The 24107-nt window shown below is 72.6% G+C and carries 24 protein-coding genes; 9 read left to right on the forward strand and 15 right to left on the reverse strand.

The window, feature by feature from the left end; genetic code table 11:
- Together ACBR40_RS23660 and ACBR40_RS23665 are read left to right on the forward strand one after the other, a co-directional pair.
- Positions 1–641, forward strand: a 641-nt coding sequence (locus ACBR40_RS23660; protein ID WP_371250138.1) for a hypothetical protein, incomplete at its 5' end; no start/stop codon positions are given.
- A gap of 17 nt (positions 642–658) precedes the next feature.
- Positions 659–1261, forward strand: a complete 603-nt coding sequence (locus ACBR40_RS23665) for a 4'-phosphopantetheinyl transferase superfamily protein (RefSeq protein WP_371250139.1) — start codon at positions 659–661, stop codon at positions 1259–1261.
- Here ACBR40_RS23665 and ACBR40_RS23670 read toward each other — a convergent pair.
- A complete protein-coding gene (locus tag ACBR40_RS23670; RefSeq protein WP_371250140.1) occupies positions 1258–2202 on the reverse strand; it encodes a cation diffusion facilitator family transporter in 945 nt (314 codons plus the stop codon). The genes ACBR40_RS23665 and ACBR40_RS23670 overlap by 4 nt on opposite strands.
- A 33-nt stretch (positions 2203–2235) precedes the next feature.
- Here ACBR40_RS23670 and ACBR40_RS23675 point away from each other — a divergent pair, with 33 nt between their 5' ends.
- The 3 genes from ACBR40_RS23675 to ACBR40_RS23685 all read left to right on the forward strand — a co-directional run bounded on the left by ACBR40_RS23675 (position 2236) and on the right by ACBR40_RS23685 (position 5035).
- A complete protein-coding gene (locus ACBR40_RS23675; RefSeq protein ID WP_371250141.1) occupies positions 2236–2694 on the forward strand; it encodes a MarR family winged helix-turn-helix transcriptional regulator in 459 nt (152 codons plus the stop codon).
- Positions 2695–2780: 86 nt separating this feature from the next.
- On the forward strand, positions 2781–3434 hold the full coding sequence (locus tag ACBR40_RS23680) for an LppX_LprAFG lipoprotein (RefSeq protein WP_344205368.1): 654 nt from the start codon (positions 2781–2783) through the stop codon (positions 3432–3434).
- Entirely contained in the window at positions 3431–5035 is a 1605-nt protein-coding gene (locus ACBR40_RS23685; protein ID WP_371250142.1) for an MFS transporter, read from the forward strand. Before ACBR40_RS23680 ends, ACBR40_RS23685 begins: the two co-directional genes overlap by 4 nt.
- 21 nt (positions 5036–5056) lie before the next feature.
- On the opposite strand, the gene aspS is transcribed toward ACBR40_RS23685, so the two are convergent.
- The 5 genes from aspS to ACBR40_RS23710 all read right to left on the reverse strand — a co-directional run bounded on the left by aspS (position 5057) and on the right by ACBR40_RS23710 (position 10981).
- On the reverse strand, positions 5057–6319 hold the full coding sequence (gene aspS, locus ACBR40_RS23690) for an aspartate--tRNA(Asn) ligase (protein ID WP_371250143.1): 1263 nt from the start codon (positions 6317–6319) through the stop codon (positions 5057–5059).
- Between the two features lie 336 nt (positions 6320–6655).
- Positions 6656–8047: a ribosome biogenesis GTPase Der gene (der, locus tag ACBR40_RS23695; protein ID WP_364445406.1), complete on the reverse strand. Its 1392-nt coding sequence runs from the start codon at positions 8045–8047 to the stop codon at positions 6656–6658.
- A gap of 42 nt (positions 8048–8089) precedes the next feature.
- A complete protein-coding gene (gene cmk, locus ACBR40_RS23700; RefSeq protein WP_344205362.1) occupies positions 8090–8746 on the reverse strand; it encodes a (d)CMP kinase in 657 nt (218 codons plus the stop codon).
- A 52-nt stretch (positions 8747–8798) separates the two neighbouring features.
- Complete coding sequence (locus ACBR40_RS23705) at positions 8799–10160, reverse strand: carotenoid oxygenase family protein (RefSeq protein WP_344205361.1); 1362 nt, start codon at positions 10158–10160, stop codon at positions 8799–8801.
- On the reverse strand, positions 10157–10981 hold the full coding sequence (locus tag ACBR40_RS23710) for a TetR/AcrR family transcriptional regulator (protein WP_371250144.1): 825 nt from the start codon (positions 10979–10981) through the stop codon (positions 10157–10159). Before ACBR40_RS23710 ends, ACBR40_RS23705 begins: the two co-directional genes overlap by 4 nt.
- A gap of 118 nt (positions 10982–11099) precedes the next feature.
- Between ACBR40_RS23710 and ACBR40_RS23715 the strand changes: the two genes are divergently transcribed.
- Together ACBR40_RS23715 and ACBR40_RS23720 are read left to right on the forward strand one after the other, a co-directional pair.
- On the forward strand, positions 11100–11945 hold the full coding sequence (locus tag ACBR40_RS23715; RefSeq protein WP_371250145.1) for a glycosyltransferase family 2 protein: 846 nt from the start codon (positions 11100–11102) through the stop codon (positions 11943–11945).
- A 50-nt stretch (positions 11946–11995) separates the two neighbouring features.
- Positions 11996–12190, forward strand: coding sequence for a DUF2795 domain-containing protein (locus tag ACBR40_RS23720; RefSeq protein ID WP_344205355.1), 195 nt, complete (start codon positions 11996–11998; stop codon positions 12188–12190).
- A gap of 90 nt (positions 12191–12280) precedes the next feature.
- Here ACBR40_RS23720 and ACBR40_RS23725 read toward each other — a convergent pair whose 3' ends face one another.
- The 9 genes from ACBR40_RS23725 to ACBR40_RS23765 form a co-directional block, all read right to left on the reverse strand.
- Positions 12281–13369, reverse strand: a complete 1089-nt coding sequence (locus tag ACBR40_RS23725; protein ID WP_344205354.1) for a prephenate dehydrogenase — start codon at positions 13367–13369, stop codon at positions 12281–12283.
- Between the two features lie 39 nt (positions 13370–13408).
- Positions 13409–13768 carry a chorismate mutase gene (gene aroH / locus ACBR40_RS23730; protein WP_344205353.1) on the reverse strand — a complete coding sequence of 120 codons (360 nt, stop codon included), beginning with the start codon at positions 13766–13768 and terminating at the stop codon, positions 13409–13411.
- A 75-nt stretch (positions 13769–13843) separates the two neighbouring features.
- Entirely contained in the window at positions 13844–15703 is a 1860-nt protein-coding gene (locus ACBR40_RS23735) for a pseudouridine synthase (protein ID WP_371250147.1), read from the reverse strand.
- Positions 15704–15939: 236 nt separating this feature from the next.
- Entirely contained in the window at positions 15940–16473 is a 534-nt protein-coding gene (gene scpB / locus ACBR40_RS23740; RefSeq protein ID WP_371250374.1) for an SMC-Scp complex subunit ScpB, read from the reverse strand.
- 604 nt (positions 16474–17077) lie between these two features.
- A complete protein-coding gene (locus ACBR40_RS23745) occupies positions 17078–17899 on the reverse strand; it encodes a segregation/condensation protein A (protein WP_344205351.1) in 822 nt (273 codons plus the stop codon).
- The gene (locus ACBR40_RS23750) at positions 17896–18831 is read right to left on the reverse strand and encodes a ParA family protein (protein ID WP_371250375.1); all 936 of its coding nucleotides are present in this window, start codon (positions 18829–18831) and stop codon (positions 17896–17898) included. The genes ACBR40_RS23745 and ACBR40_RS23750 overlap by 4 nt, the downstream gene beginning before the upstream one ends.
- A gap of 123 nt (positions 18832–18954) precedes the next feature.
- The gene (gene xerD, locus ACBR40_RS23755; protein ID WP_344205349.1) at positions 18955–19860 is read right to left on the reverse strand and encodes a site-specific tyrosine recombinase XerD; all 906 of its coding nucleotides are present in this window, start codon (positions 19858–19860) and stop codon (positions 18955–18957) included.
- 21 nt (positions 19861–19881) lie between these two features.
- Positions 19882–20490: an NUDIX hydrolase gene (locus tag ACBR40_RS23760; RefSeq protein WP_344206428.1), complete on the reverse strand. Its 609-nt coding sequence runs from the start codon at positions 20488–20490 to the stop codon at positions 19882–19884.
- A gap of 8 nt (positions 20491–20498) precedes the next feature.
- Positions 20499–22163 carry a CTP synthase gene (locus ACBR40_RS23765; RefSeq protein ID WP_344205347.1) on the reverse strand — a complete coding sequence of 555 codons (1665 nt, stop codon included), beginning with the start codon at positions 22161–22163 and terminating at the stop codon, positions 20499–20501.
- Between the two features lie 110 nt (positions 22164–22273).
- On the opposite strand from ACBR40_RS23765, the gene ACBR40_RS23770 reads away from it, so the two are divergent.
- Complete coding sequence (locus tag ACBR40_RS23770) at positions 22274–22918, forward strand: DapH/DapD/GlmU-related protein (RefSeq protein WP_371250148.1); 645 nt, start codon at positions 22274–22276, stop codon at positions 22916–22918.
- A gap of 64 nt (positions 22919–22982) precedes the next feature.
- Positions 22983–24104 (forward strand): nitronate monooxygenase family protein, encoded by a 1122-nt coding sequence (locus ACBR40_RS23775; protein ID WP_344205344.1) that lies wholly within the window; start codon positions 22983–22985, stop codon positions 24102–24104.
- The last annotated feature ends 3 nt before the right edge of the window (positions 24105–24107 follow it).

Consider the following 24107-nt stretch of genomic DNA (forward strand, 5'->3'; position numbering starts at 1 on the left):
CCCCCGAGTCCGAGGCGACGCCCGCCCCCTCTTCCCCCCAAGGGACGCCCGCCGGTGACGACGGGAAGCGGCGCCGGGTCGTCCGCGCCAAGCTGGCCGGCGCGGTGGCCGCCATGCTGGTGGTGGCGCTCGCCGCCACCGCCGGCCTCCAGTGGTACGCCGCCGCCCGCGCCGACGAGGCCCGCACCGCGCTGGAGGCCGAGCGGGCGCTGCGCCTGGAGGTGTCCGGCGCGGCGAGCGCGTTCGGCACGTCCTTGCTGAGCTACGACTACCGCGACCTCCAGTCCACCCGCTCCACCCTGAGCGCCCAGGCGACGGGCGACTTCCTCACCACCTACGACACCGCGTTCGGCGGCGCGATGGCGCAGGTCATCGTCAAGCTGAAGGCCGTCGCCCAGGCCACGGTCCGCGAGGTCTACCTGGCCGACGTGGACGAGGCCACGGCGCACGCGATCGTCGTCGTCGATCAGCAGGTGAACACCTCGGAAGCGATCCGCTCGGTGAAGGATTCGCACCTTAAGATCGCTCTTGTGAAGGAGAAGGGCGTCTGGAAGGTCCGCGACGTCACCGTGCTCGGCGCCGCCTCGGACGACCAGTACGCACTCGACGACGGCAAGAACGACGACAAGAAGAAGGACTGACGATCGGCCCTCTGGCGATGGGCGGCCACCCCGGCGAGGTGCGCGCGCCCGAACACTGGCTCACCGAGGTGGAGCGCGAACGCGCCGCGCGGTTCCGTTTCGAGGCGGACCGTGACACGTTCGTCGCCGCCCACCTGCTCGTCCGGCTCTGCGCGGCGGCCGCGCTCGACGCCGACCCGGCCGCGCTGACGCTGCTGCAGATCTGCGACGTGCACGGCCCCGGCCACGGCAGACCGTACGTCGAGCAGGCCCCCGAGCTGGGCGTGAGCCTCAGCCACACCCGCGGGTACGTCTGCGCCGCGGCCGGCCCCGGCAAGGTCGGCGTGGACGCCGAGCGGGTGCCGCCGGGCCCGCTGGACGAAGGGCTGGCCGAACGCGTGCTCACCCCGCGCGAGCGGGCCGAGGTCACCGGCAACGACGAGCTGATGCGGCGCTGGACCCGTAAGGAGGCGCTGATCAAACGGGGCGAGCTGTCGCTCGACCAGCTGGACCAGCTCGACAGCGGCGGCGACGACCTGGACGGCCGCCACCTGCTGGAGTGGACGGCCGGCCCGGACATCAGGGTGGCGGTCGTCACGGACCTCCCGGCCCGCCGCGTGCCGATCCCGCACGTGAGCTAACCGGAGGGGCGGCGGGTCGGGGTGGGGTCGAGGAAGACCAGCCTGACGACGGGGAACTCCCGGCGCAGCCGCCGGTCCACCTCGTCGCAGGCGATCTCGACGCCGGCCGCGCTGGCCTCGTCCCTGAAGTCGATCTTGGCGGCGACCAGCACGTCGCCAGGGCCGATCATCATGGTGAGCAGCTCGACGACGTCCTCGACCTCCGGCTGGGCCAGGAGCACCCCGCGGATCCCGGTCTCCACGGAGGGCGGCGCGGCCTGCCCGATGAGCAGCGACAGGTTGGCCCTGATCAGGGTGAGCGCGGCCAGCAGCAGGAGCAGGCCGATGGCGACGGAGGCCAGGCCGTCCCACAGGGCCGACCCGGTGAGCTGGGAGCCGAGCAGCCCGCCGCCCGCGATCACCAGCCCGGCCAGCGCGGCCGCGTCCTCGAACACCACGGCCTTGAGCGCCGTGTCGGAGGTGATCCGCACCAGCCGCACCGGATGGAGCTGGTAGCGGGCCGCCTCGGCACGCAGCTGCCCGTACGCCTTGGCGAACGACAGGGACTCGATGACGAAGGAGACGGCCAGCACGATGTAGGACGGGACGAGGTTGCCGAGCTCCTCGCCACGGCTGATCACGTGCACGCCGTGCGTGACGGAGAAGCCGGCGCCGCCGACGAGCGTGGCCACCGCCGCAAACATCGCCCAGACGAACCCGGCCTTGCCGTACCCGAACGGACGACGCCGGTCGGCGGGCCGGCCCGAGCGGCGGATCGCGACCAGCAGCAGGATCTCGGTGACGGTGTCGGCGGCCGAGTGCGCGGCCTCCGACAGCATGGCCGCCGAGCCGCTGAACAGCCCGGCGATCAGCTTGGCCAGCGCGATGGCCAGGTTCGCGGCCCCGGCCACGAGCACCGTGCCGGTGCTCTCCCCGCCCTTCTCCGCCGGCCTCTCCCCCATGCCGTTCACTCTACGTACGCTAATCTTGAGATCATGAGCGCCCCTCGCTGGCTGTCATCCGCCGAACAGCGTGCCTGGCGCACGCACCTGGCGCTGCACAAGCTGCTCATGCACCGGCTCGACCGCGAGCTGCAGGAGCACACCCTGTCGCTCAACGACTACGAGATCCTGGTCAACCTGTCGGAGAGCCAGGGCCGCCGGATGCGCATGAGCGACCTGGCCGACGCCACCATCCAGTCCCGCAGCCGCCTGTCGCACCAGATCTCCCGCATGGAGGCCAAGGGCCTGGTCAAGCGGGAGGACTGCCGTGACGACCGGCGGGGCACGTTCGCGGTGCTGACGGACGAGGGCTGGGAGACCATCCAGCGGGTGGCGCCGTTCCATGTGGCGAGCGTGCGCGAGCACTTCGTGGACCGGCTCACCGACGAGCAGCTCGAAGCGATCGAGGCGGCGTACGCGCCGCTCGTGGAGCAGCTGAAGAAGCTGCGCTGACCGCGCCCGCGCCTGGCCGCGGGCCGACATCCAACCGATATCCGCGACCGCGCGCGGCCTCCGCCACCGGTCGCTACGATCCGCTCATGCTCAGAAGACTTCTGATCGTGGCGGTTCTCGCGCTCGCGTCGGCCTGCTCGTCGGGTGGCGGCGGCGGCGAGGCCGAGCTGCCCGCCGGCCCGGACCTGATGAAGAAGGCCGCCGAGGCCATGACGACGGTCAAGTCGGCCGCCTTCTCCATCGCCACCGAAGGCAAGCCGGAGGTGCCGCTGCAGAAGGCGGACGGCAGGCTCACCGCCGGCGGTGACGCCGACGGCACGCTCACGATCTCCATCCTGGGCAACCTCCAGGAGGTCACCTTCGCCCTCGTCGGCGACACGGTGCACTTCAAGGGCCCGACGGGCGGCTTCCAGAAGATGACCAGGCAGCAGCTCGCGCAGTTCTACGACCCGTCGGTGATCCTGGAGCCGACGAAGGGCATCGCGAAGATGCTGTCCTCGGCGACGAACCCGCAGGTCGAGGGCGTCGAGGGCGGCGCCTACCGGGTGGCGACGACGTTCCCCGCCCAGGTGGTCAAGGACATCGTGCCGGGGGTCACGCAGGACGTGAACGGCAAGGTCTGGATCGACCAGGCCACCAGCAGGCTCAGCAAGGCGAGCCTGCCGTTGCCCGGCGGCACCGTGACGGTGTCGTTCAGCGACTACGACGCGCCGGTCACGATCACGCCGCCCGCCGGATGATGGCCGTCGCCCGCCGGGTCGCGCTCGGCGCGGGGGGCGCGGTGGTGCTGCTGGCCGCGCTCGACGCGTACGTGGTGGTGACCGTCCTCATCGAGATCGCCAGGGACGTCGGCGTGCCGCTCAACCATCTGGAGCGGGCCACGCCGATCGTCACCGGGTTCCTGCTCGGCTACATCGCGGCGATGCCGCTGCTCGGGCAGCTCTCCGACCGTTACGGGCGGCGGCCGCTGATCCACGCCTGCCTGGCGGTGTTCGCGCTCGGGTCGGTGCTGACGGCGCTGGCGGCCGGCGAGACGATGGTCGTGGCCGGGCGCACCGTGCAGGGCATCGCGGGCGGGGCGCTGCTGCCGATCACGATGGCGCTCATCGGCGACCTGTGGGAGGAGCGGGAGCGGCCGGTCGCGCTCGGCGCGGTCGGCGCGGCGCAGGAGCTGGGCTCGGCGCTCGGCCCCCTCTACGGCGGGCTGCTGGCGCAGATCCCGGCGTTCGCGGTGGCGGGCGTGGAGCTGGGCGGCTGGCACGCCATCTTCTGGGTCAACGTGCCGCTGGCGGCGCTCGCGGCCGTGGCGGTCCACTTCACCGTCCCCGGCCGGCCCGCCCGTCCCGTGGAAGGCCCAGTGGAAGGCCCAGTGGAAGGCCCAGTGGAAGGCCCAGTGGAAGGCCCAGTGGATGGCGCGGCCCGGCGGGTGGACGCGGTGGGCGGCGCGCTGCTGGCCCTCGCCCTGGCCCTGCTCGTCATCGGCCTGTACAACCCCGACCCGGCCGAGGCGTTCCTGCCGCCCTGGGGAGCGCCGCTGATCGCGGCGGGCGCGGTGGCGGCCGGGGTCTTCGTCTGGTGGGAGATCCGCTCCCCCGTACGCATCCTCGACCTGTCCGGCGTCCCCAAGGGGCCGCTGCTGGCGACGCTGGGCGTGAGTTTTCTCGCGGGGGCGGCGCTGCTGGTCACGATGGTGTTCGTGCCGTTCACCGCGCAGACGCTGCTCGACCGGGACGAGCTGGGCGCGGCGTTCGTCCTGGCCCGGTTCCTGATCGCGCTGACCGTCGGCGCGCTGCTCGGCGGGGTGCTCTCCCGCCGGCTGGGCGAGCGCGTGGTCGCGGTGGCCGGCATGGTGGTCGCCGCGGCCGGCTACGGGCTGATGAGCCGCTGGCCGCTGCGGCTGGCCGAGGCGGGCCTGGCCGTGGACGCCGCCCTGGTGGTGGCCGGGCTGGGCCTCGGCGTGGTGATCGCCCCGGTGTCGTCGGCGGTGCTGCGCGCCAGCCGGGCCGACCAGCACGGGGTGGCCTCGGCGGCGGTCGTGGTGGCCAGGATGATGGGCATGCTGGTCGGCATCGCGGCGGTGTCGGCGTGGGGGTTCCACCGGTTCCAGTCGCTCACGGCCGACCTGGACACGCCGCTCCCGTTCGGCGTGGACGCGGCGACCTACCAGCGGCATCTCGCCGAGTACACCGGCCAGGTGCAGGCGGCGCTGCACGTGGAGTACACCGAGATGTTCCTCGTGACGGCGTTCGTCTGCCTGGCGGGCGCGGCGGCCGCCTTCCTCATGCCGCGCCGCCTCCCCGGGCGGGTCCCCGCGCCGGCCCCGGCAGCGGAGACCCGCTGACCGGGGCCGGGGCGCCGCCGGTCAGGGAGACAGGCGGTGGAGGTCGCGGGGGAAGGCCGTGGTCTCGCGGATGTTGGCCGCGCCCGTCAGCCGGGCCGTCCAGCGTTCCAGGCCCAGCGCGAACCCGCCGTGCGGCGGCATGCCGTACCTGAACGCCTGCAGATACCCCTCGTACGGCTCCACCGGCTCCCCGCGGGCGGCCAGCGCCGCCGTGTAGTCCTCGTAACGGTGCAGCCGCTGCCCGCCCGTCACCAGCTCCAGCCCCCGGAACAGCAGGTCGAAGCCGTTGGAGTAGGCGGGCCTGGCGGGGTCGGGGTGGGTGTAGAACGGCCGCTTGGTCATGGGGTAGCCGGTGACGAACAGGAACTCCGACCCGTGCTCCCGCAGCGCCCACTCCGACAGCCACCGCTCCTGCGCCGGGTCCAGGTCCGGCTCGCCGGAGGAGGTCAGCCGCTGCGCCTCCGTGAAGTGCACGGCCGGGATCTCGGCGGGCACGTCGGGCAGCGTCAGGCCGAGCAGCTCGACGGCCGGCGCGGCGCGGTCGCGCACCGACGCCAGCATGCCCGCCACGGCCTCGCGGAGCACGGCCATGACGTCCCGGTGGTCGGCCACGAAGCCCAGCTCGGCGTCCAGGCTGGTGTACTGGGCCAGGTGCCGCGCGGTGTCGTGCGGCTCGGCGCGGAAGACCGGCCCGACCTCGTAGACCCGCTCGAACACCCCCACCATCGTCTGCTTGTAGAACTGCGGCGACTGGGCCAGGTAGGCGCGCCGCCCGAAGTAGTCGATGCCGAAGACGTTCGCCCCGGACTCGGTGGCCGAGGCGACGATCTTCGGGGTGTGGATCTCGGTGAAGCCGAGCCGGTCGAGCGTCTCGCGGAACCCGGCCACGCTCGCGGCCGAGATCTCCAGCGGCGCCCGCAGCCGGGGGTGGCGGAGCGCGACCGGCGCGTGGTCGAGCACGGTCGGCAGCGCGGCGGGCACCACCGGCCGGTAGAGGTCGAACGGAGGCGGCGCGCCCGGCTCTGCCAGCACTTCGATCTCCGGCTCGGTCAGCTCGACGCCGCCGGGCGCCTGCGGCCGGGCGGTCACGGTGCCGGTGACCCGGACCACGCTCTCCTCCCCCGGCAGGCCGCTCCCGGTCACCACCTGGGCCAGGCCGGCGCGGTCGCGTACCACGAGGAAGGACACGGATTTCAGGTGCCGGCGGCGATGGACCCAGCCGGCGATCGTCACTCGTCGTCCGGTGTGCTCGGCGAGCTCAGCGGACAGAATACGAGAGATCATCACAGCTCCTCTGCAGGATGTGCGTGATCCCTTGGGAGTGCGGGGGAGAAGGGAGCTCCCGGTGCCACCGCACTTTCGCCGCCCCGCCGGAGCGGCGCGGCCTCGAAGAGGACCCGATGACGGGGGTCAGGCCGGCGGGGCATTTCCTCCCCGCACTCAGGAGTGTCTTCGCCGCGGGGCTCGGGGCCGCCTTCACAGCTTCCGGCGGCTCTCTGGACCCGAGCGGGGCCGCGGCTACTCGGCTCCCTCAACGTGTTGCCGATCACTCTACGGCCGGGTGGGCCTCCGGGGCAAAAACGGGCGGGCGCTCCCGGTCTCCGGAAGCGCCCGCGCCCGTCACTTGTCCTTCTTGGGACGCTTTTCCCTGATCTTCATGGTGACCTCGATGGGCGAGCCCGCGAAGCCGAACTCCTCGCGGATGCGCCGCTCGATGAAGCGCCGGTAGGTGTCCTCCAGCCAGCCGGAGGTGAACAGCACGAACTTCGGCGGCTCGATCGACGCCTGCGTGGCGAAGAGGATCTTCGGCTGCTTGCCGCCCCGCACGGGCGGCGGCGTCTGCTGCACCAGCTCGGTCAGGAACGCGTTGAGCCGCGCCGTCGGCACCCGCGTGGACCACGAGTCGAGCGCCTTCTCCAGCGCCGGGACCAGCCGGTCGACGTGCCGCCCGGTCTTGGCGGAGATGTTGACCCGCAGCGCCCACGGGGTGCGGACGAGCTGCCGGTCGATCTCCTTCTCCAGGTAGTAGCGGCGGTCCTCGTCGACGAGGTCCCACTTGTTGAAGGCGACCACCATGGCCCGGCCCGACTCGATGACCAGACCGATGATGCGCAGGTCCTGCTCGGTGAGCGGCTCGCTGGCGTCGATCAGCACGATCGCCACCTCCGAGCGCTCCAGGGCCGCGCGCGTGCGCATGGCGGCGTAGAAGTCGGCGCCCTGCAGCTCGCGGTCGCGCCTGCGGATGCCGGCGGTGTCGATGAAGCGCCAGGTGCGCCCGCCCAGCTCGACCAGCTCGTCCACCGGGTCGCGGGTGGTGCCCGCCATCGGGTCGACCAGCACCCGCTCCTCGCCGGCGAGCTTGTTGAGCAGCGAGGACTTGCCGACGTTGGGCTTGCCGAGCAGCGCGATCCTGGCCGGGCCGCGCTGGGTCTCGAACGTGACGCGCGGCGTGTCGGGCAGCGCGTCGAGCACCACGTCGAGCAGGTCGCCGCTGGAGCGGCCGTGCAGGGCCGAGACGGGGTAGGGCTCGCCGAGGCCGAGCGCCCACAGCGCGGCGGCCTCGAGTTCGAGCTGCTGGTTGTCGACCTTGTTGGCGGCCAGCACGACCGGCTTGCCGGACTGGCGCAGCACGGCGCCCACGATCTCGTCGGCGTCGGTCGCGCCCACGGTGGCGTCCACCACGAACACGATCACGTCGGCCAGCTCGACGGCGACCTGCGCCTGCTCGGCGATGCGCAGGTTCATGCCGGTGGCGTCGGGGTCCCAGCCGCCGGTGTCGACGACGGTGAAGCGGCGGCCACGCCAGTTGGCCTCGTAGGTGACGCGGTCGCGGGTCACGCCCGGCACGTCCTCGACGACCGCCTCGCGGCGGCCGATGATGCGGTTGACCAGCGTGGACTTGCCGACGTTCGGGCGTCCTACGATGGCGACGACGGGCAGCGGAGCGCTGTCGCCGTGCTCGGTGATCTCAAGGTCGTCGAGCTCTGCCTCGACCCAGTCCCCCGTTGACACGATATTTCGTCCTTTGTGTGAGTACCGCGCCTGACATGGTCATCAGGCGCGCTCCTTGACCAGCCTCAACACCTCCGCGATCACCTCGTCGAGGCTGAGCGCGGTGGTGTCGAGCTCGACGGCGCCATCCGCCATCGAGAGTGGGTCGGTCTTCCTCGTCGAGTCCAGGGTGTCACGCCTGGCCATGGCCTCCTGCTGCGCCTCGACCGTGGTGCCCGCCAGCTCGGCGGAGCGCCTGCGGGCACGCGCCTCCGCGCTCGCCGTCAGGTAGATCTTGACGGGGGCGTCGGGGCAGACGACGGAGCCGATGTCGCGGCCCTCGACGACGATGCCGCCGGCGCCGATGGCCTCCCGCTGGAGTGCGACCAGCCGCGCCCGCACCTCGGGGACGGCGGCCACGACGGAGACCGCGCCGGTCACCTCGGCCTCCCTGATCGGCCCGCCGACGTCGACGCCGTCGACGTGGATGGCGGGCGCGTCGGGGTCGGTGGCGCAGACGATGCCCGGCTCGCCGCTGCGGGCCGCGATCGCGGCCGGATCGGCGAGGTCGACGCCCTGCTGGAGCATCCACCAGGTCATCGCGCGGTACATGGCTCCGGTGTCGAGGTAGCGCAGGCCCAGCGCGCGGGCGACCCCGCGCGACACGCTCGACTTGCCCGACCCCGAAGGTCCGTCCATGGCGACGACCAGACCGGTCACGGCCTCTCCCTCTTGACGTGTGTCTCGACCTGAAGAGGCTACCGCGTCCGGCTCAGTCGGCGATCCAGCTCCCGTGGAAGCCGAGCGGGACGCGGGCGGGAAGGTGCACGGTGGCGACCGGCTCGCCGGTGAAGTCGCGGGCTGAGACGATCACGAGGTCGGCCGCTCCCCTGTCCGGGTCGTTGACGAGCGTCATCACGTAGCCGTCGTCCTCGGCCTCGCCCTCGGGGACGAAGACCGGCTCGCCGACGTACGCCCCCCGCCCGAACTGCCGGGCCTCCTGCGTGCCGCGGACCAGGTCGTGCTTGATGAGGGTGTTGTCGAACGCCTCGTCCGGCAGGTCCTCCAGCCCCGTGTCGTGCGGGCTGACGATGTCGTTCAGCTCGCGGGCGGCGGCGGTGTAGCCGTAGCGGTGGGGCAGGCCGGTGCGCCGCTCGTCGATGCGCGGGAACTCCTGCGAGCGGTCGTCCAGCCGGGTCTGGGAGACCTTGCCGGAGGCCGGGTCCACGCGCCAGCGGTCGAGGGTGGGCGCGCCGCCGGCGTCGAGCCGGGCGTCCACGAACCTCTTGGGGTAGCGGATCACGTCCACCACCACCTCGTCGCCGTCGTCGTAGGCGTTGACCGTGTGGAAGACCCAGCACGGCTCCACGTCGAACCAGCGCGTCTCGCCGCCCGCGCGGGGCAGCAGCCCGATGCGGGCGCCGTGGGCCTCGTTCCAGGCGTACGGCAGCGGTGTGCCCTTCTGGGCGTGCTCCATGCTGAACGTGACCGGCAGGTCGTAGAGGACGACGTAGCGCTCGGTGAGGGCGAAGTCGTGCAGCATCGGCGCGTCGGCGATCGGGATGTCGCGCACCTGCCGCACCGTGCCGTCGGGGCCGAGGACGAGGTGCTGGTGGTGGTCCCAGCCGAAGAAGTACGCCACCGCGTGCAGCTCGCCGGTGACCGGGTCGGCGTGGGTGTGGGCGGCGAACCCGCCCGGCAGGCCGCCGCCGAAGTCGCAGCTGCCGATCGTCTCCAGCTCGTAGCTCAGCTCGTACGGCAGCGCGCCCGCCTCCACGGTCGCGAACGTGCGCCCGGCCAGCCCGATGACGTGCGTGTTGGGCGCGAAGTCCATGCCCGCGTGCACGGGTCCCGGCCGGACCGGCTCGCCGAGCCTGCGGGCGACGTCGGCGCTGCGTACCCAGCGGTTGCGGTACCACTCGGCGCGGCCGTCGCGCAGCCGCACCCCGTGCACCATGCCCTCGCCGAGGAACAGGTGGGAGGCGTGCGGGTCGTCGAGGCTGAGCGGGTTGGGGCCGTTGCGCAGGAAACGGCCGTTGAACACGGCCGGGATGCGGCCGGTCACCTCCAGGTCGAAGGCGGTGATCTCCTCGGTCACGGGTGCGAAGCCGTCCCTGAACGGGGTGGTGGTCATGACGCGGTCCTCTCTACGGACTCCTCGTACGGCAGTTCGCGAAACTCGCCGCCCGGCTCGTCGTCGGGCAGGTCGGGCGGCAGCAGGAAGGGGGCGAGCACGGCGGCGTACAGGGCGCGGTAGCGCCGGGCGGCCTCGGGCGCCGCGAAGAAACCGGTGATCTCCAGGCTGACGGCTCCGTGGACGGCCATCCAGAGCAGGTCGGCGATCTCCCTGGCGGTGCCGCCCCGCAGCAGCCCGTGCTCCAGGCACGCCCGTACGGCGTGGACGAGCAGCTCGAACGAGCGCCGCGCGGCCGCCACCGCCTCAGGCCCCGGGCTGAACCCGGGCACCGCGCCCTGGAACATGACCCGGTAGTAGTCGGGCTCGGCGAGCGCGTAGTCACGGTAGGCGTCAAGCCCGGCCCGCAGCTCGGCCAAGGGATCGGCCGGCGGTTCGGAGAGGGGGCCGTCGACGGCGATCCTCTTGCCGTGCTCGTCCCTCTTGCCGTGCTCGTCCCTCTTGCCGTGCTCGCCCCTCTTGTCGTGCTCGTCCTCGGGCGCGGCGTGCAGCCGCCGCTCCCCTCGCGCGCTCTTCGGCGCGGCGCGCAGCCGGCGCTCGAACCGGGCGAACCCCTCCAGCCACAGGGCCTCGACCAGCCCGTCCTTGCCGCCGAACAGCGTGTAGATGACCTTCGTGGAGCAGCCGGCCTCGCCCGCGATGCGCCGGACGGTGAGCGCGCCCGGCCCTTCGGTGACGAGCAGGTGCGTGGCGGTGTCGAGGATCGCCGTCCGGACGACGTCCTGCCCTTCTCGCTGTGCCTGCTGGTACGCGGTCGCCATGCTTGGTAACGCCGTTTCTTCTCGGTAACGTTGTTACCGTCCTTTGTACGCCCTCCTCCCCCGGTTCATCAACCGCCATTTAGTGACTAAGGGGGTTTCGGCAGGTAAGTGCTCTGATGTGAGCGAAGCCCGGGTCACGGTCGTGGTGGCCAGCAAGGACAGGCTGCGAGCGCTGGCCCGCTCGCTCCCCCGGCACCCGCGTCCGGTGATCCTCGTCGACAACGGCTCCACCGACGGGACAGTGGGCTTCGTCCGCAAGCATTTCCCCGACGTACAGGTGGCCGAGGCGGGCGAGAACCTGGGGGCGCCCGCCCGCAACGTCGGCGTACGCCTGGCGGAGACGCCCTACGTGGCCTTCGCCGACGACGACTCCTGGTGGGCGCCGGGAGCGCTGGGACGGGCGGCCGACGTGCTGGACGCCCACCCCCGGCTGGCGGTCCTGGGGGCGCGCGTGCTCGTGGGCCCCGAGGAGCGGCTGGACCCGGTGTCGGAGCGGATGGCGCACTCGCCGCTCGGCGCCGAGCCTGACCTGCCGGGGCCGAGCGTGCTGGGCTTCCTGGCGTGCGGCGCCGTGGTGCGGCGGGAGGCGTTCCTGGAGGCGGGCGGGTTCGACGACGTGATCTTCTTCTTCGGCGAGGAGGAACGGCTGGCGGTGGACCTGGCGGCGCGCGGATGGGGCCTGGCGTACGTGGACGACGTCGTGGCCCACCACCATCCGTCACCGTCCAGGGACCCCCGGGGACGGCAGGTGCTGGCCGCGCGCAACTCCGTGCTCACGGCGGTGCTGCGCCGCCCGTGGACGGTGGTGGCCCGCCGGTTCCTCGCCGCGCTGCGCCGGGGGCCGGCGGGCTGGGAGGGGCTGCGCACGGCCGTACCCCGCCTGCCGCGGGCCCTGGCCGCCCGCCGCGCCCTCCCTCCATCCGTCGAACGCGACCGCCGCCTGCTGGAACGCGCCGGCGGCTGACTTCGGGGCACCCGCTGTTACCTCCCGCGTACGACGGGCAGCAGGCCGACATGAGTACAGCACCGAACCCGATCCAGCTCCAGAAGCACCTGAGCGGCGTGGACTACCCCGCCAGCAAGGACGACCTGGTCCGGGCCGCCCGTGACCACGGCGCGGACGACGACATCGTCAAGGCTTTGGAGGACATGCCGGACCGCGAGTACGACGGCCCCAACGCCGTCAGCCAGGCGGTCACCAAGAAGTGACCGAGCGGTGACCAGCGTGCGCGGTGGGCCGCCGACACCCGCCGCGCACCCCACCGCGCACCCCACCGGGGCACCACGGCGCCGGCGGGGTCAGGGAAGCTGCCAGCCCCGGTCGCGCAGCGCCTCGACGAGCGGGACCGCGGCGTCGGGCTGCACGGACAGCTCGGCGATGCCCAGCGGCAACCCGGGCGCGTGCTCCAGCCGGACGTCCTCGACGTTGACCCCGACCTCGTCGCACACCTGGAACAACCGGGCGAGCTGCCCGGGACGGTCGCCGATGACCACCTGGACCACCGCGTACGCCGAGGCGGGCCCGCCGTGCTTGCCCGGGATGCGGTCGTGCCCGACGACACCCCGCTTGAGCAGCTGGGTGATGTCCTGCATGGCGGTGCCGTCGCCGTCGGCCAGGGCGCGCAGCGCGCCCGCGGCCTCGGTGAGGTCCCGCGCGACGGCCTCCAGCACCTCGGCGACCGGGGCCGCGTTGCCGGACAGGATGCCGAGCCACAGGCCGGGGTCGCTGCCGGCGATCCTGGTGACGTCCCTGACGCCCTGTCCTGCCAGGCCGAGCGCGACGTCGGTGGTGTCGGCCAGGCGCGCGGCCACGGCCGAGGCGGTGACGTGCGGCGCGTGGGAGACGACGGCCACGGCGCGGTCGTGCTCGACCGCGCCGACCTCGACCGGGTTGGCCCCGCACAGCTCGACCAGCCGCAGCACGGCGGCCTTCGCCTCGGGATCGGCCTCCCCGGTGGGGCACAGCGCCCACGGACGGCCCAGGAACAGGTCCTCGCGGGCGGCGCCCGGACCGCTCCGCTCCCGGCCCGCGAGCGGGTGCGAGGCGACGTACGACGTCAGGTCGCAGCCGAGCTGCCGGGCCCGGTCGATGGGCTCGGCCTTGACGCTGGCCACGTCGGTGTAGAAGCGCGCGGCGTCGTGCCGCTGCAGCTCCAGCAGCTCGCCGGCCACGAACGCCGGGGGCACCGCGATCACCGCCAGGTCCACGCCCTCCTCGGGCGGGGCCTCCGGCGTCCATTCCTCGCCCGCGCCGAGCTCGCGCGCCAGCCGTACGGCGCCGGGGTCGCGGTCGGCGAGCAGGACCCGCACGCCGTGCCTGCGCAGCGCCAGCGCGGTGCTGGTGCCGATGAGACCGGTGCCGACGACGAGCACGGTGCGTAGTTCCATCTGGATGTCCTGGTGTCTCGGGCCGCCCCTGATCGGGGCCTATTGGGCGATGTCCTGGCGGAGCGCCACGGCCCCCCGCAGGTAGACGTGGTGGATCTCCGAACGTGGGCGATCGGTCTCGATGTGGGCCATGAGCCGTACGACGCGGGGCAGCGCGCCCGGCACGTCGATCTCGGTGCAGCAGATCAGCGGCACCTCGTGGAAGCCCAGCTTGCGCGCCGCGAGCGCGGGGAACTCCGCCGTCAGGTCGGGCGTGGCCGTGAACAGCACACTGATCACGTCGTCCGTGGTCAGCCGGTTGCGCTCCATGAGGACGCTGACCAGCTCGGTCGTGCCCTCGATGATCGAGTCACGATCGTTCGCGTCCACCTGGATCGCCCCGCGGACCGCCCGCACCATGTGGTTCGTCCCCTTCTGACAAGCGGGAGAGCCCGTGCGGGACAAAGCACGCACGGGCTCCTGCGTTCGGACAGATTACAGCTTCACGGCCGCGTACAGCTCGCCGACCTCTTTCAGGGTCAGCGCGCGGATGGTGCCGGGCTTGGTACGGCCCAGCTTCACCGGGCCGAACTCGATCCTGGCCAGGTCGATGACCCGGTGCCCGGCCTCCTCCAGCATGCGCCTGACGACGTGCTTGCGCCCCTCGTGCAGGACGACCTCGACCAGCGCCTGCTGGGCGTGCTCCTGCACGATGGCGAAGCTGTCGGCCCTGACGAGACCGTCCTCCAGCTCGATGCCCTGCTTGAGCCGGCGCCCGAGGTCCCTCGGGATCGGGCCAGGCACCTTCGCCCAGTACTTCTTCTGCACGCCGTAGCTGGGGTGGGTGAGCCGGTTGGCCAGCTCGCCGTCGTTGGTGAGCAGCAGCAGGCCCTCGGTCTCGGTGTCGAGCCTGCCCACGTGGAACAGCCTCGGCGCCAGCTCCTGGACGTAGTCGGCCAGGCACGGGCGGCCCTGCGGGTCCTCCATGGTGGACACGACGCCGATGGGCTTGTTGAGCGCGTAGTAGACCAGGTCGGGGGCCGTCGGGATGCGCTTGCCGTCCACGTGGATGACCTGCTTGGCGGGGTCGACCTTGGCGCCGAAGCGGCGTACGACCTGGCCGTTCACCGTGACGCGGCCCTCGCCGATCATCTCCTCGCACGCCCTGCGGCTGGCCACGCCCGCCTGCGCGAGCACCTTCTGCAGCCGGACGCCGTCCGGGACCTCGGTGGTGTCGCGCTCGTCGGTGTAGCCCTCGGGGAACAGGTCGCGGTCGCGGATGGGCTGGCGGGCCGCCTTGATACGGGCCTGCTGGGGGCTGCCGGGACCCTTGCGGTCACCGGACGCGCCGCCTCCCGGCCCGCCGGCCCTGCCGGCCTTGCCGATGGTCTGGACGTCGTCACGCCTGCCGCCACGGGCGGTCGCCCGTACGACGCCCCGGGGGGCGTCGTCACGCCGGCCGTAGCGGGAACGGGTCGATCCCGCCTCGCGGGGCGCGCCCTGCTCGGAGCGTCCCCCGCTCCGGTCGGAACGGAAACCGCCCCGGTCGTCCCGGCGCTCACCACGGTCGGACCGGTAACCACCCCGGTCCTCACGCCCACCGAACCCGTCGGTACGGCCACCGGACCGCTCGACGCGGCCCTCGGCACTGCCGCCGAACCGGTCGGTGCGGCCTTCAGAACGGCCGCCGAAGCGGTCGGAACGGCCCTCAGGGCGGCCGCTGAAGCGGTCGGAACGGCTCTCGGAACGGTTGCCGAAGCGGTCGGCGCGGCTGTCGGCGCGGCTGTCGGAGCGGTCGCCGAAGCGATCCGTGCGGCGCTCGGGACGGTCGAAGGAGCGGTCGGTGCGGCGCTCGGGGCGGTCGGCGCGGTAGCCGCCGCGGTTCCCGTCGCGGTCACGGTCGCGGTCCCAGGTCCGGCTGCCGGCCCGGTCACCGGCCCGGTCACCGGTCCGGTCACCGGTCCGGTCACCGGTCCGGTCACTGGGCCTGCCGCTGGACCGGTCGCTGGACCGGTCGCGGTCCCAGCCGCGGTCGCGATCGCCTCGGGGGCCGCCGAAGCCTTCGCCGCGCGGACGCTCGGCGCGCGGGCTGCGACCGTACCTGTCGGAGCGGTCGTCGCGGGAGAATCCGCCGTCGCGGTCGCCGCGGGCGGGCCGGTCGTCGCGGTCGCCTCGCGACCAGGAGCCGCGCTCCCGGTCGCCGCCGCGGTCGCCACCGGCGTAACGGTCATCCCGGCGGTTGCGGTCGTCTCGGGGGTAGCGGCCCTCGCTCGCGCCGTCACGTCCGCCGTACCGGGCGCGGGAACCCCCGCGGTCGGCGCGGAGGGAGTCGCGCGAAGGCCGGTTGTCACTCACGGAGTCGCGGCCGTAGCCGCGGTCGTCACGGTCACCGCCGAAGGAGCGGTCACGACCGGACGAACGGTCACGGTCGCCGGACGACCGACCGCGGTCGCCGGACGGCCGGCCGCCGTATCCGCGGTCGTCGCGCTCCGCGCGGAAGGCGGGACGCCCGCCACGGCCGGCACTACGGTCCGAGCCGCCGGTGCGTCCACGACCGCGTCCATCACCGGACGGGGTGCTTCGCCTGTTGATCACCTTGTTGTCTCCTCGAGGTTCTCCACGTCGTCGGGGAGGAAGGGGGCGAGCTCGGGGAGCTCGCTCAGGTCCCGCAGTCCCAGACGTTCAAGGAAGTATGAGCTTGTCCGGTAGAGCACTGCCTGGCTCTCCGGGTCGGTGCCGGCCTCCTCGACCAGCCCCCTGGCGACGAGCGTCCGCATGACGCCGTCGCTGTTGACGCCGCGTACGGCGGCGACACGGGCGCGGCTCACCGGTTGCCGGTAGGCCACGACCGCGAGGGTTTCCAGCGCGGCCTGGGTCAGCCGCGACTGCTGGCCGTCGCGGACGAACCGCTCAACCAGCGCTGCGCAGTCGGCGCGCGTGTAGAACCGCCAGCCGCCTGCGACCTCTCTCAGATCGAAACCCCGCCCGGCGGCGGTGTATTCCGCCGAGAGCCCGCGCAGCGCGGCGGCGACCTCGTGGGTGGGGCGCTCCAGCACCTGCGCCAGGGTCACCTCGGCGACGGGCTCATCGACCACCAGCAGGATAGCCTCCAGAGCCGCCTGCAACGTCGGCCCTGCCGCCTTCTCCCGCTCCTCCTGCTGGTCACCGGCCCCGAACTCCTCCGCGCCAGGGGCTGCGACGCCCCCAGGGCGGGGCGAAGGCGCGGGTGCTGGGGACGGCTCCGCTCGCAGGGGCTCTCGCACTTCTTCGGCCACGGGCGTCGCGGCGGTGAGGGGCGTCTCGTCCGCTGATGCCGGGCCGGCGTGAGGAGCCGGTGCAGGGGGTGCGGTGACCGAGGGCTGCGGCATCTCGGCGGGCTCGGACACCTCCGCCGGTCGAGGCGCATCGACGGGCTCGGACTCTTCCGCCGCCTCAGAGAAGTCCGCAGGCTCGGCCGCAGGCTCAGGACCGTCCGCAGGCTCGGAAACCGGTTCAGGGATGTCACCAGGCCCCGGAACCTCCGCCGGCTCAGGGACGTCCGCGGGCTCGGGGACCTCCGCCGGCTCCTGGGCATCCGCAGGCTCCTGCGCCGGCTCTGAGGCGGCCGCAGCCCCTGACACCTCAGCGGGCGGAGGTGCGTCGGCAGGGGGATCCGCCGGATGGGCCAGGGAGCCTGGGAGGGTCATCCAGGCGGGGAGCGGGTGGCGGGGGTCGGAGGGGTTGGGGTTGTCAGTCATTGCGTGGCTTCTCCGCGGATTCCTCGTAGTCGTCCCCCACCGCCACATCCCCCTCGTCGGCCCCGGTCCAGGTGACGTGCAGGTCGCCCAGCGGCTCGACCTGCTCGAAGGTCACCGCCGCCTCCCTGAACAGCTCCAGCACGGCCAGGAACCGCGCGATGACCTCGAAGGTCCCCGCGCAGTCGGCGACGAGCGCCCGGAAGGTGGCCCGGCGCAGCCGCCGCAGGTGCGAGACGAGGATCGCGGCCTGCTCCTTGACGCTGGCCAGCGGCTCGTAGATGTGCCCGATCCCGACGGTGGGCGGCGCCTTGGGGGTGAAGGCCCGCGCCGCGATCCTGGCCAGTTGCTCGGGCCCGACGCCCAGCACCAGCTCGGGCAGCAGGTTCGCGAACTGGGGCTCCATCTGCACGGTACGCGGGAAGCGCAGCGCCTCCTCCGCCATGAGCCCGGAGAAGACCTTCGCCACCTCTTTGTACGCCTTGTACTGCAGCAACCGCGCGAACAGCAGGTCCCTGGCCTCCAGCAGCGCCAGGTCCTCCTCGTCCTCGACCTCGCCCGAGGGCAGCAGCCGGGCCGCCTTGAGGTCGAGCAGCGTGGCCGCGACCAGCAGGAAGTGGCTGGTCTGGTCGAGGTCCCACTCGGGGCCCCGCGAGCGGATGTAGGCGATGAACTCGTCGGTGACCTTGGAGAGCGAGACCTCGGTGATGTCCAGCTTGTGCTTGGCGATGAGGCCGAGGAGCAGATCGAAGGGCCCTTCGAAGACGTCCAGGTGGACCTGGAAGCCCTGGGGGTCGGTCTGCTCGGCGGTGGTCACCTCGCCATTGTGGCAGGTGCCGGCCAGCGCGAGAGCACTTCGCGGGCCAGCTCGCGATAGGCGTTGGCGCCCAGCGAGGAGGGGTCGAACGTGGTGATCGGCTCACCGGCCACGGTCGCGTCGGGGAAGCGCACGGTGCGGTTGATGACCGTGTGGAACACCTTGTCGCCGAACGCCTCGACCACGCGGGCCAGCACCTCGCGGCCGTGCAGGGTGCGGGCGTCGTACATGGTGGCGAGCAGGCCCTCGATCTCGAGGTCCTCGTTGAGGCGCTCCTGGACCTTGGAGATGGTGTCCATGAGCAGCGCGACGCCGCGCAGGGCGAAGAACTCGCACTCCAGCGGCACCATGACGCCGTGGGCGCAGGTCAGCGCGTTGATGGTGAGCAGGCCGAGCGACGGCTGGCAGTCGATGAGGCAGACGTCGTAGTGCGGCAGCAGCGGCTTGATGACGCGGCCGAGCACCTGCTCGCGGGCCACCTCGGTGACCAGCTGGACCTCGGCGGCGGACAGGTCGATGTTGCTGGGCAGCAGGTCGAGGCCCTCGACGCCGGTCTGCAGCAGCACCTCCTCGGCGGTGACGCCGCGCTCCATGAGGAGGTTGTAGACGGTCAGGTCGAGCTGGAGCGGGTTGATGCCCAGGCCGACGGAGAGCGCGCCCTGGGGGTCGAAGTCGACCAGCAGGACCTTGAGGCCGTACTCGACGAGGGCGGCGCCCAGGTTGATGGTGGTCGTGGTCTTGCCGACCCCGCCCTTCTGATTGACCATCGCGACGACGCGCGCGGGGCCGTGCACGGCGGGCGGCACCGGCTCGGGGAACACCGGCCGTGGCCGCTGCGTGGGCCCCAGGTTGACGCCGTTGGAAGGCGCGTTGGTCTTCGTGTCGCCCCAGGGGTTGTCGGGGGTCCCCGGGGTCGAACCCTTGGTCGTCACAGTCACCAGCTCGAACCTCCCTGACGGTCCCGAACCGGACCGTCCGGACGGACACTATGGCGTCACCACTTAACGCGGCAAGGCGGCACGCCGTCGCCGCGGCACGTCGCAAAAGACTATAGATCACTGCCGGGCGCGTGGGTGCGCCGCCGCGTAGACCTCGCGGAGCTTGTCGACGGTGACCAGGGTGTAGACCTGCGTGGTCGTGACCGAGGCGTGGCCGAGCAGTTCCTGGACCACCCTGACGTCGGCGCCGCCGTCGAGGAGATGGGTGGCGAACGAATGCCGCAGGACGTGGGGGCTTATCCCGTCGAGCCCGGCTCGTTCGGCGGCGGCCTGGAGCACTTCCCAGGCGCCCTGCCTGGTCAGCCGCCCGCCGCGGGCGTTGAGGAAGACGCCGGGCGTGCCGCGCCCGTGCGCCAGCAGGCCGGGCCGGGCGCGGACGAGGTAGGCGTCGAGCGCGGCGCGGGCGTAGCGGCCCAGGGGGACGACGCGGGTGCGCCCGCCCTTGCCGCGCAGGCGCACCTGGTCGTCCTCCAGGTCGTCGACGGCCAGGCCGACGGCCTCGGAGATGCGCGCGCCGGTGCCGTACAGGACCTCCAGCAGGGCGCGGTTGCGCAGGGTCAGGGGCGCGCCGTCGGGGCCCGAGGCGGCGATGAGCCGTTCGACCTCGTCCACCGTGATGGCCTTGGGCAGCCGGCGGAGCTGGCGCGGCGGGCGCACCTGGTGGGCGGGGTCGTGGGCGGTGACGCCTTCGCGCAGGGCGAAGCGGTGCAGGCCGCGTACGGCCGAGACCGCGCGCGCGGCCGAGCTGGCGACGAGCGCGGGGTGCTCGCCGTCGCCCTCGCGCAGCGCGGCGAGGAAGGCCTGTACGTCGGCCTCCCCCACCTCGCCGAGCTCGGCACGGCCGCGCGCCTGCAGATGCTCCATGTAACGGCGCAGGTCACGGCGGTAGGACGCGAGCGTGTTGGCGGCCAGCCCCCGCTCCACCGCCAGATGGGCGAGGTAGCTGGAGAGCACTGCCTCCACGAGCCGGTCCTTCCCGATACGTCACGCCTCCGGGGCGTCGGCCGGGCGCAACGTCGCGAAACCCTCGACCGAAGCCGCATATGCGGCGAGGATACCGGCCACGGCCGGGGAATTGTGGATCATACCCATGAGCGCCTTCTCGACCGCGTCGGGCAGCGGGACCCATTCGACCGGCATGTCGATCTCCTCGTGCCGGTGCACGAAGCCGTTCTCCTCGTCGGGGATCTTGGTGAGGTCGCGGGCGAGGAAGACCCGGATGCGCTCGTCGCTCATGCCGGGCGAGGTGCGCAGGTCGACGAGGGTGTGCCAGGTGGCCGCCCGGTAGCCGGCCTCCTCGGCCAGCTCACGGGCCGCCCCGTCGACCAGCGATTCGCCCGCCACGTCGCGGATCCCGGCCGGCAGCTCCCACATCAGCTGCCGGGCCGGATGGCGGTACTGCCTGATCATGAGGACGCGGTCGAGGTCGTCGAGGGCGAGCACCGCGACGGAGCCGGGATGCACCACGTAGTCGCGGTCGGCGACCTCGTCGCGGGGCATCCTGACGGTGTCGGTGACCACCCGGATGACGTAACCGGAGAAATGTTCCTTGCTCTCGACGACGTCCCACGACTCGGGCGTGTCGCTGATCATGGCTGAGCTCACTGGGCGACCCTAGCGCCCACCCGGCCCTCGGCGTAGTCGAGCGCCGCGCCGATGAGGCCCTTGAACATCGGGTTGGCGCGGGTCGGGCGGGAGCGGAACTCGGGGTGCGCCTGCGTGCCGACGAAGAACGGGTGCGTCTCGACCGGCAGCTCGGTGTACTCGACCAGCCTGCCGTCGGGCGACAGGCCGGAGAAGACCAGGCCCACCTTCTCCAGCTGCTCGCGGTAGGCGTTGTTGACCTCGTACCTGTGGCGGTGGCGCTCGTCGGCCTTGGCCTTGCCGCCGTAGAGCTTGCGGGCGAGCGAGCCCTCGGCGAGCTTGGCGGTGTAGCTGCCGAGGCGCATGGTGCCGCCCATGTCGCGCTCGCCGGCGACGACGTCCTCCTGGTCGGCCATGGTGGAGATGACCGGGTGCTTGGTGTCGGGGTCGAACTCGGTGGAGTTGGCCTCGGTGATGCCGGCCATGTTGCGGGCGGCCTCGATGACCATGCCCTGCATGCCGAGGCAGATGCCGAGCAGCGGGATCTTCTGCTCCCTGGCGTGCCGGATGGCGCCGATCTTGCCCTCGATGCCGCGCACGCCGAACCCGCCGGGGATCAGCACGCCGTCCACGCCGTCGAGCTCGCGCTCGGCGCCCTCGGGCGTCTCGCAGTCGTCGCTCTTGACCCAGCGGATGTTGACCCGCGCGTCGTTGGCGAAGCCGCCCGCGCGCAGCGCCTCGGTGACCGACAGGTAGGCGTCGGGCAGGTCGATGTACTTGCCGACCAGCGCGATCGTGACCTCCTTGGCCGGGCGGTGCACCCGGCGCAGCAGTTCCTCCCACTCCTTCCAGTCGACGTCGCGGAAGGGCAGGCCGAGCCGGCGTACGACGTAGGCGTCGAGGCCCTCGGAGTGGAGCACCTTCGGGATGTCGTAGATGGAGGCGGCGTCGACGGCGGAGACCACGGCGTCCTCGTCGACGTCGCACATGAGGCTGATCTTGCGCTTGATCGCCGTCTGCACGGACCGGTCGGAGCGCAGGACGATGGCGTCGGGCTGGATGCCGATGCTGCGCAGCGCGGCCACGCTGTGCTGGGTGGGCTTGGTCTTGAGCTCGCCGGACGGCCCGATGTAGGGCAGCAGCGAGACGTGCAGGCAGAAGACGTTGTCGCGGCCCACCTCGTGCCGGATCTGCCGGACGGCCTCCAGGAACGGCAGCGACTCGATGTCGCCGACGGTGCCGCCGACCTCGGTGATGACCACGTCGACCTCGGGACCGGCCATGCCCCTGATGCGGTCCTTGATCTCGTTGGTGATGTGCGGGATGACCTGGACGGTGTCGCCGAGGTATTCGCCCCGCCGCTCCTTGGCGATGACGTTGGAGTAGACCTGGCCGGTGGTGACGTTGGCCGAGCCGTGCAGGTCGGTGTCGAGGAAACGCTCGTAGTGGCCGACGTCGAGGTCGGTCTCCGCGCCGTCGTCGGTGACGAACACCTCGCCGTGCTGGAACGGGTTCATCGTCCCGGGGTCCACGTTGAGGTAGGGGTCGAGCTTCTGCATGGTGACCCGGAGACCGCGTGCCTTGAGCAGGCGACCGAGGCTGGAGGCCGTGAGCCCCTTGCCGAGACTGGAGGCGACACCGCCGGTGACGAACAGATGCTTGGTTTGCGATGCGCTGCGCAAAGGGGCTCCCGTGGCTCGATGTGTGGTCGAAGTGTCCACGGGCTCTCAGGATATCAAACAACGCCCCTCACATGCCCGAACGGTATGACCTAGCGGTAACTTTGGTGGCTATGTCACTAGTTCGGCGGATCGTGAACGCGGCGATCCATCGCGCCTACGCGGCGATCCGCCGTGCCGGCGCGATCACCCCGGCCACTCCGGGCGGCCATGAATTCCGCCGGATCGGCGACGGGGTCAGCATCGCGTTCCCTCCCGGGGCGATCTTCGGCGAGGCGTACATCGAGATCGGCGACCACACGCTGATCGGCGAGCGCGTGTCGATCTCCTGCGGCATGAACCCCGGACTTGACCTCGGCCACACCTCCATCCTGCGGATCGGCCGCGGCTGCTCGATCGGCCGGGGCAGCCACATCGTGGCCCACCAGTCGATCGACATCGGCGACGACGTCTTCACCGGCCCGTACGTCTACATCACCGACCAGAACCACGTCTACGACGACCCCGACATCCCGATCGGCCGCCAGTGGCCGCGCAACAGCCCCGTCTCGATCGGCTCGGGCTCGTGGCTGGGCGCCGGGGCGATCATCCTGCCGGGCACGACGCTCGGCCGGCAGTGCGTGGTGGCGGGCGGCGCGGTGGTGCGCGGCACCTTCCCGGACCACAGCGTGGTGGCGGGGGTGCCGGCGCGCCGGGTCCGCGGCTACACGCCGGAGCTGGGCTGGCACGACCCCGTACGGCCGGACCCGGCCTCCTGACCCGGGGCGCGCCGCCGCCGGCAAGGGATGGACCGAACTTCCTTCGGTCGGTTAGCGTCGGTTCATGAGGACCCCTGTGTGCGAACGTCTCGGCGTCGAGTTCCCGTTGTTCGCCTTCAGCCACTGCAGGGACGTCGTGGCCGCGGTCACGAACGCGGGCGGGTTCGGGGTGCTGGGCGCGGTCGCGTACTCGCCCGACCAGCTCGACACCGAGCTGACCTGGATCGACGAGCAGGTGGGCGGCAGGCCGTACGGCGTGGACGTGCTCGTGCCCGGCAAGGTGGACGCCGCCGCGCTGGAGGGCGGCCACCTGATGGACTTCGTGCCCGAGCGGCACCGCGACTTCGTCACCCATCTGATGGCGAAGTACCAGGTGGGCGGGTCGGCGCAGCCGATGGCGGCGACGGCGGACTCGTTCGGCCGGCGGGTGACGGCGGCGGGCGCGTCGAGCCTGGTGGACGTGGCGCTCAAGCACCCGATCGGGCTGATCGCGAGCGCCCTGGGCCCGCCCCCGCCGGAGATGGTGGCCAAGGCGCGGGAGGCCGGGGTGCCGGTCGCGGCGCTGGTCGGCACCGTGGAGCACGCGCGCAGGCAGGTGGCCGCGGGCGCGGACCTCATCGTGGCGCAGGGCACCGAGGCGGGCGGCCACACCGGCGAGATCTCCACGATGGTGCTGGTGCCGCAGGTCGTGGACGCGGTCGCGCCGGTGCCGGTGCTGGCCGCCGGCGGCATCGCGAGCGGGCGGCAGATGGCGGCGGCCATGGCGCTCGGCGCGCAGGGCGTGTGGTGCGGCTCGGTCTGGCTGACCACCGAGGAGGCCGAGACGGCTCCGGCGGTCAAGCGGAAGATGCTGGCCGCCTCGTCGCTCGACACGGTCCGCTCGCGTTCGCGCACCGGCAAGCCGGCCCGCCAGCTCAGGTCCGCCTGGACGCAGGAGTGGGACGCCGCCCAGGAGAGCCCCGGGCCGCTCGGCATGCCGCTGCAGATGCTCATCGCCGAAGGGGCGATGGCCCGCATCACCACGGCGGCGGAGCGGGGCGAGCCGGGCGCGCTGGAGCTGGCCAACTACTTCGTCGGGCAGGTCGTGGGCCAGCTCGACCAGATCAAGCCCGCCCGGCAGGTGGTCTACGAGATGGTCAGCGAGTTCGCCGAGGCGGTCGAGCGCCTGGCCCGGCTCTCGGAGTGAGCG

This window comes from Nonomuraea sp. AD125B (genome assembly GCF_041402765.1).
GTDB lineage: Bacteria > Actinomycetota > Actinomycetes > Streptosporangiales > Streptosporangiaceae > Nonomuraea > Nonomuraea bangladeshensis.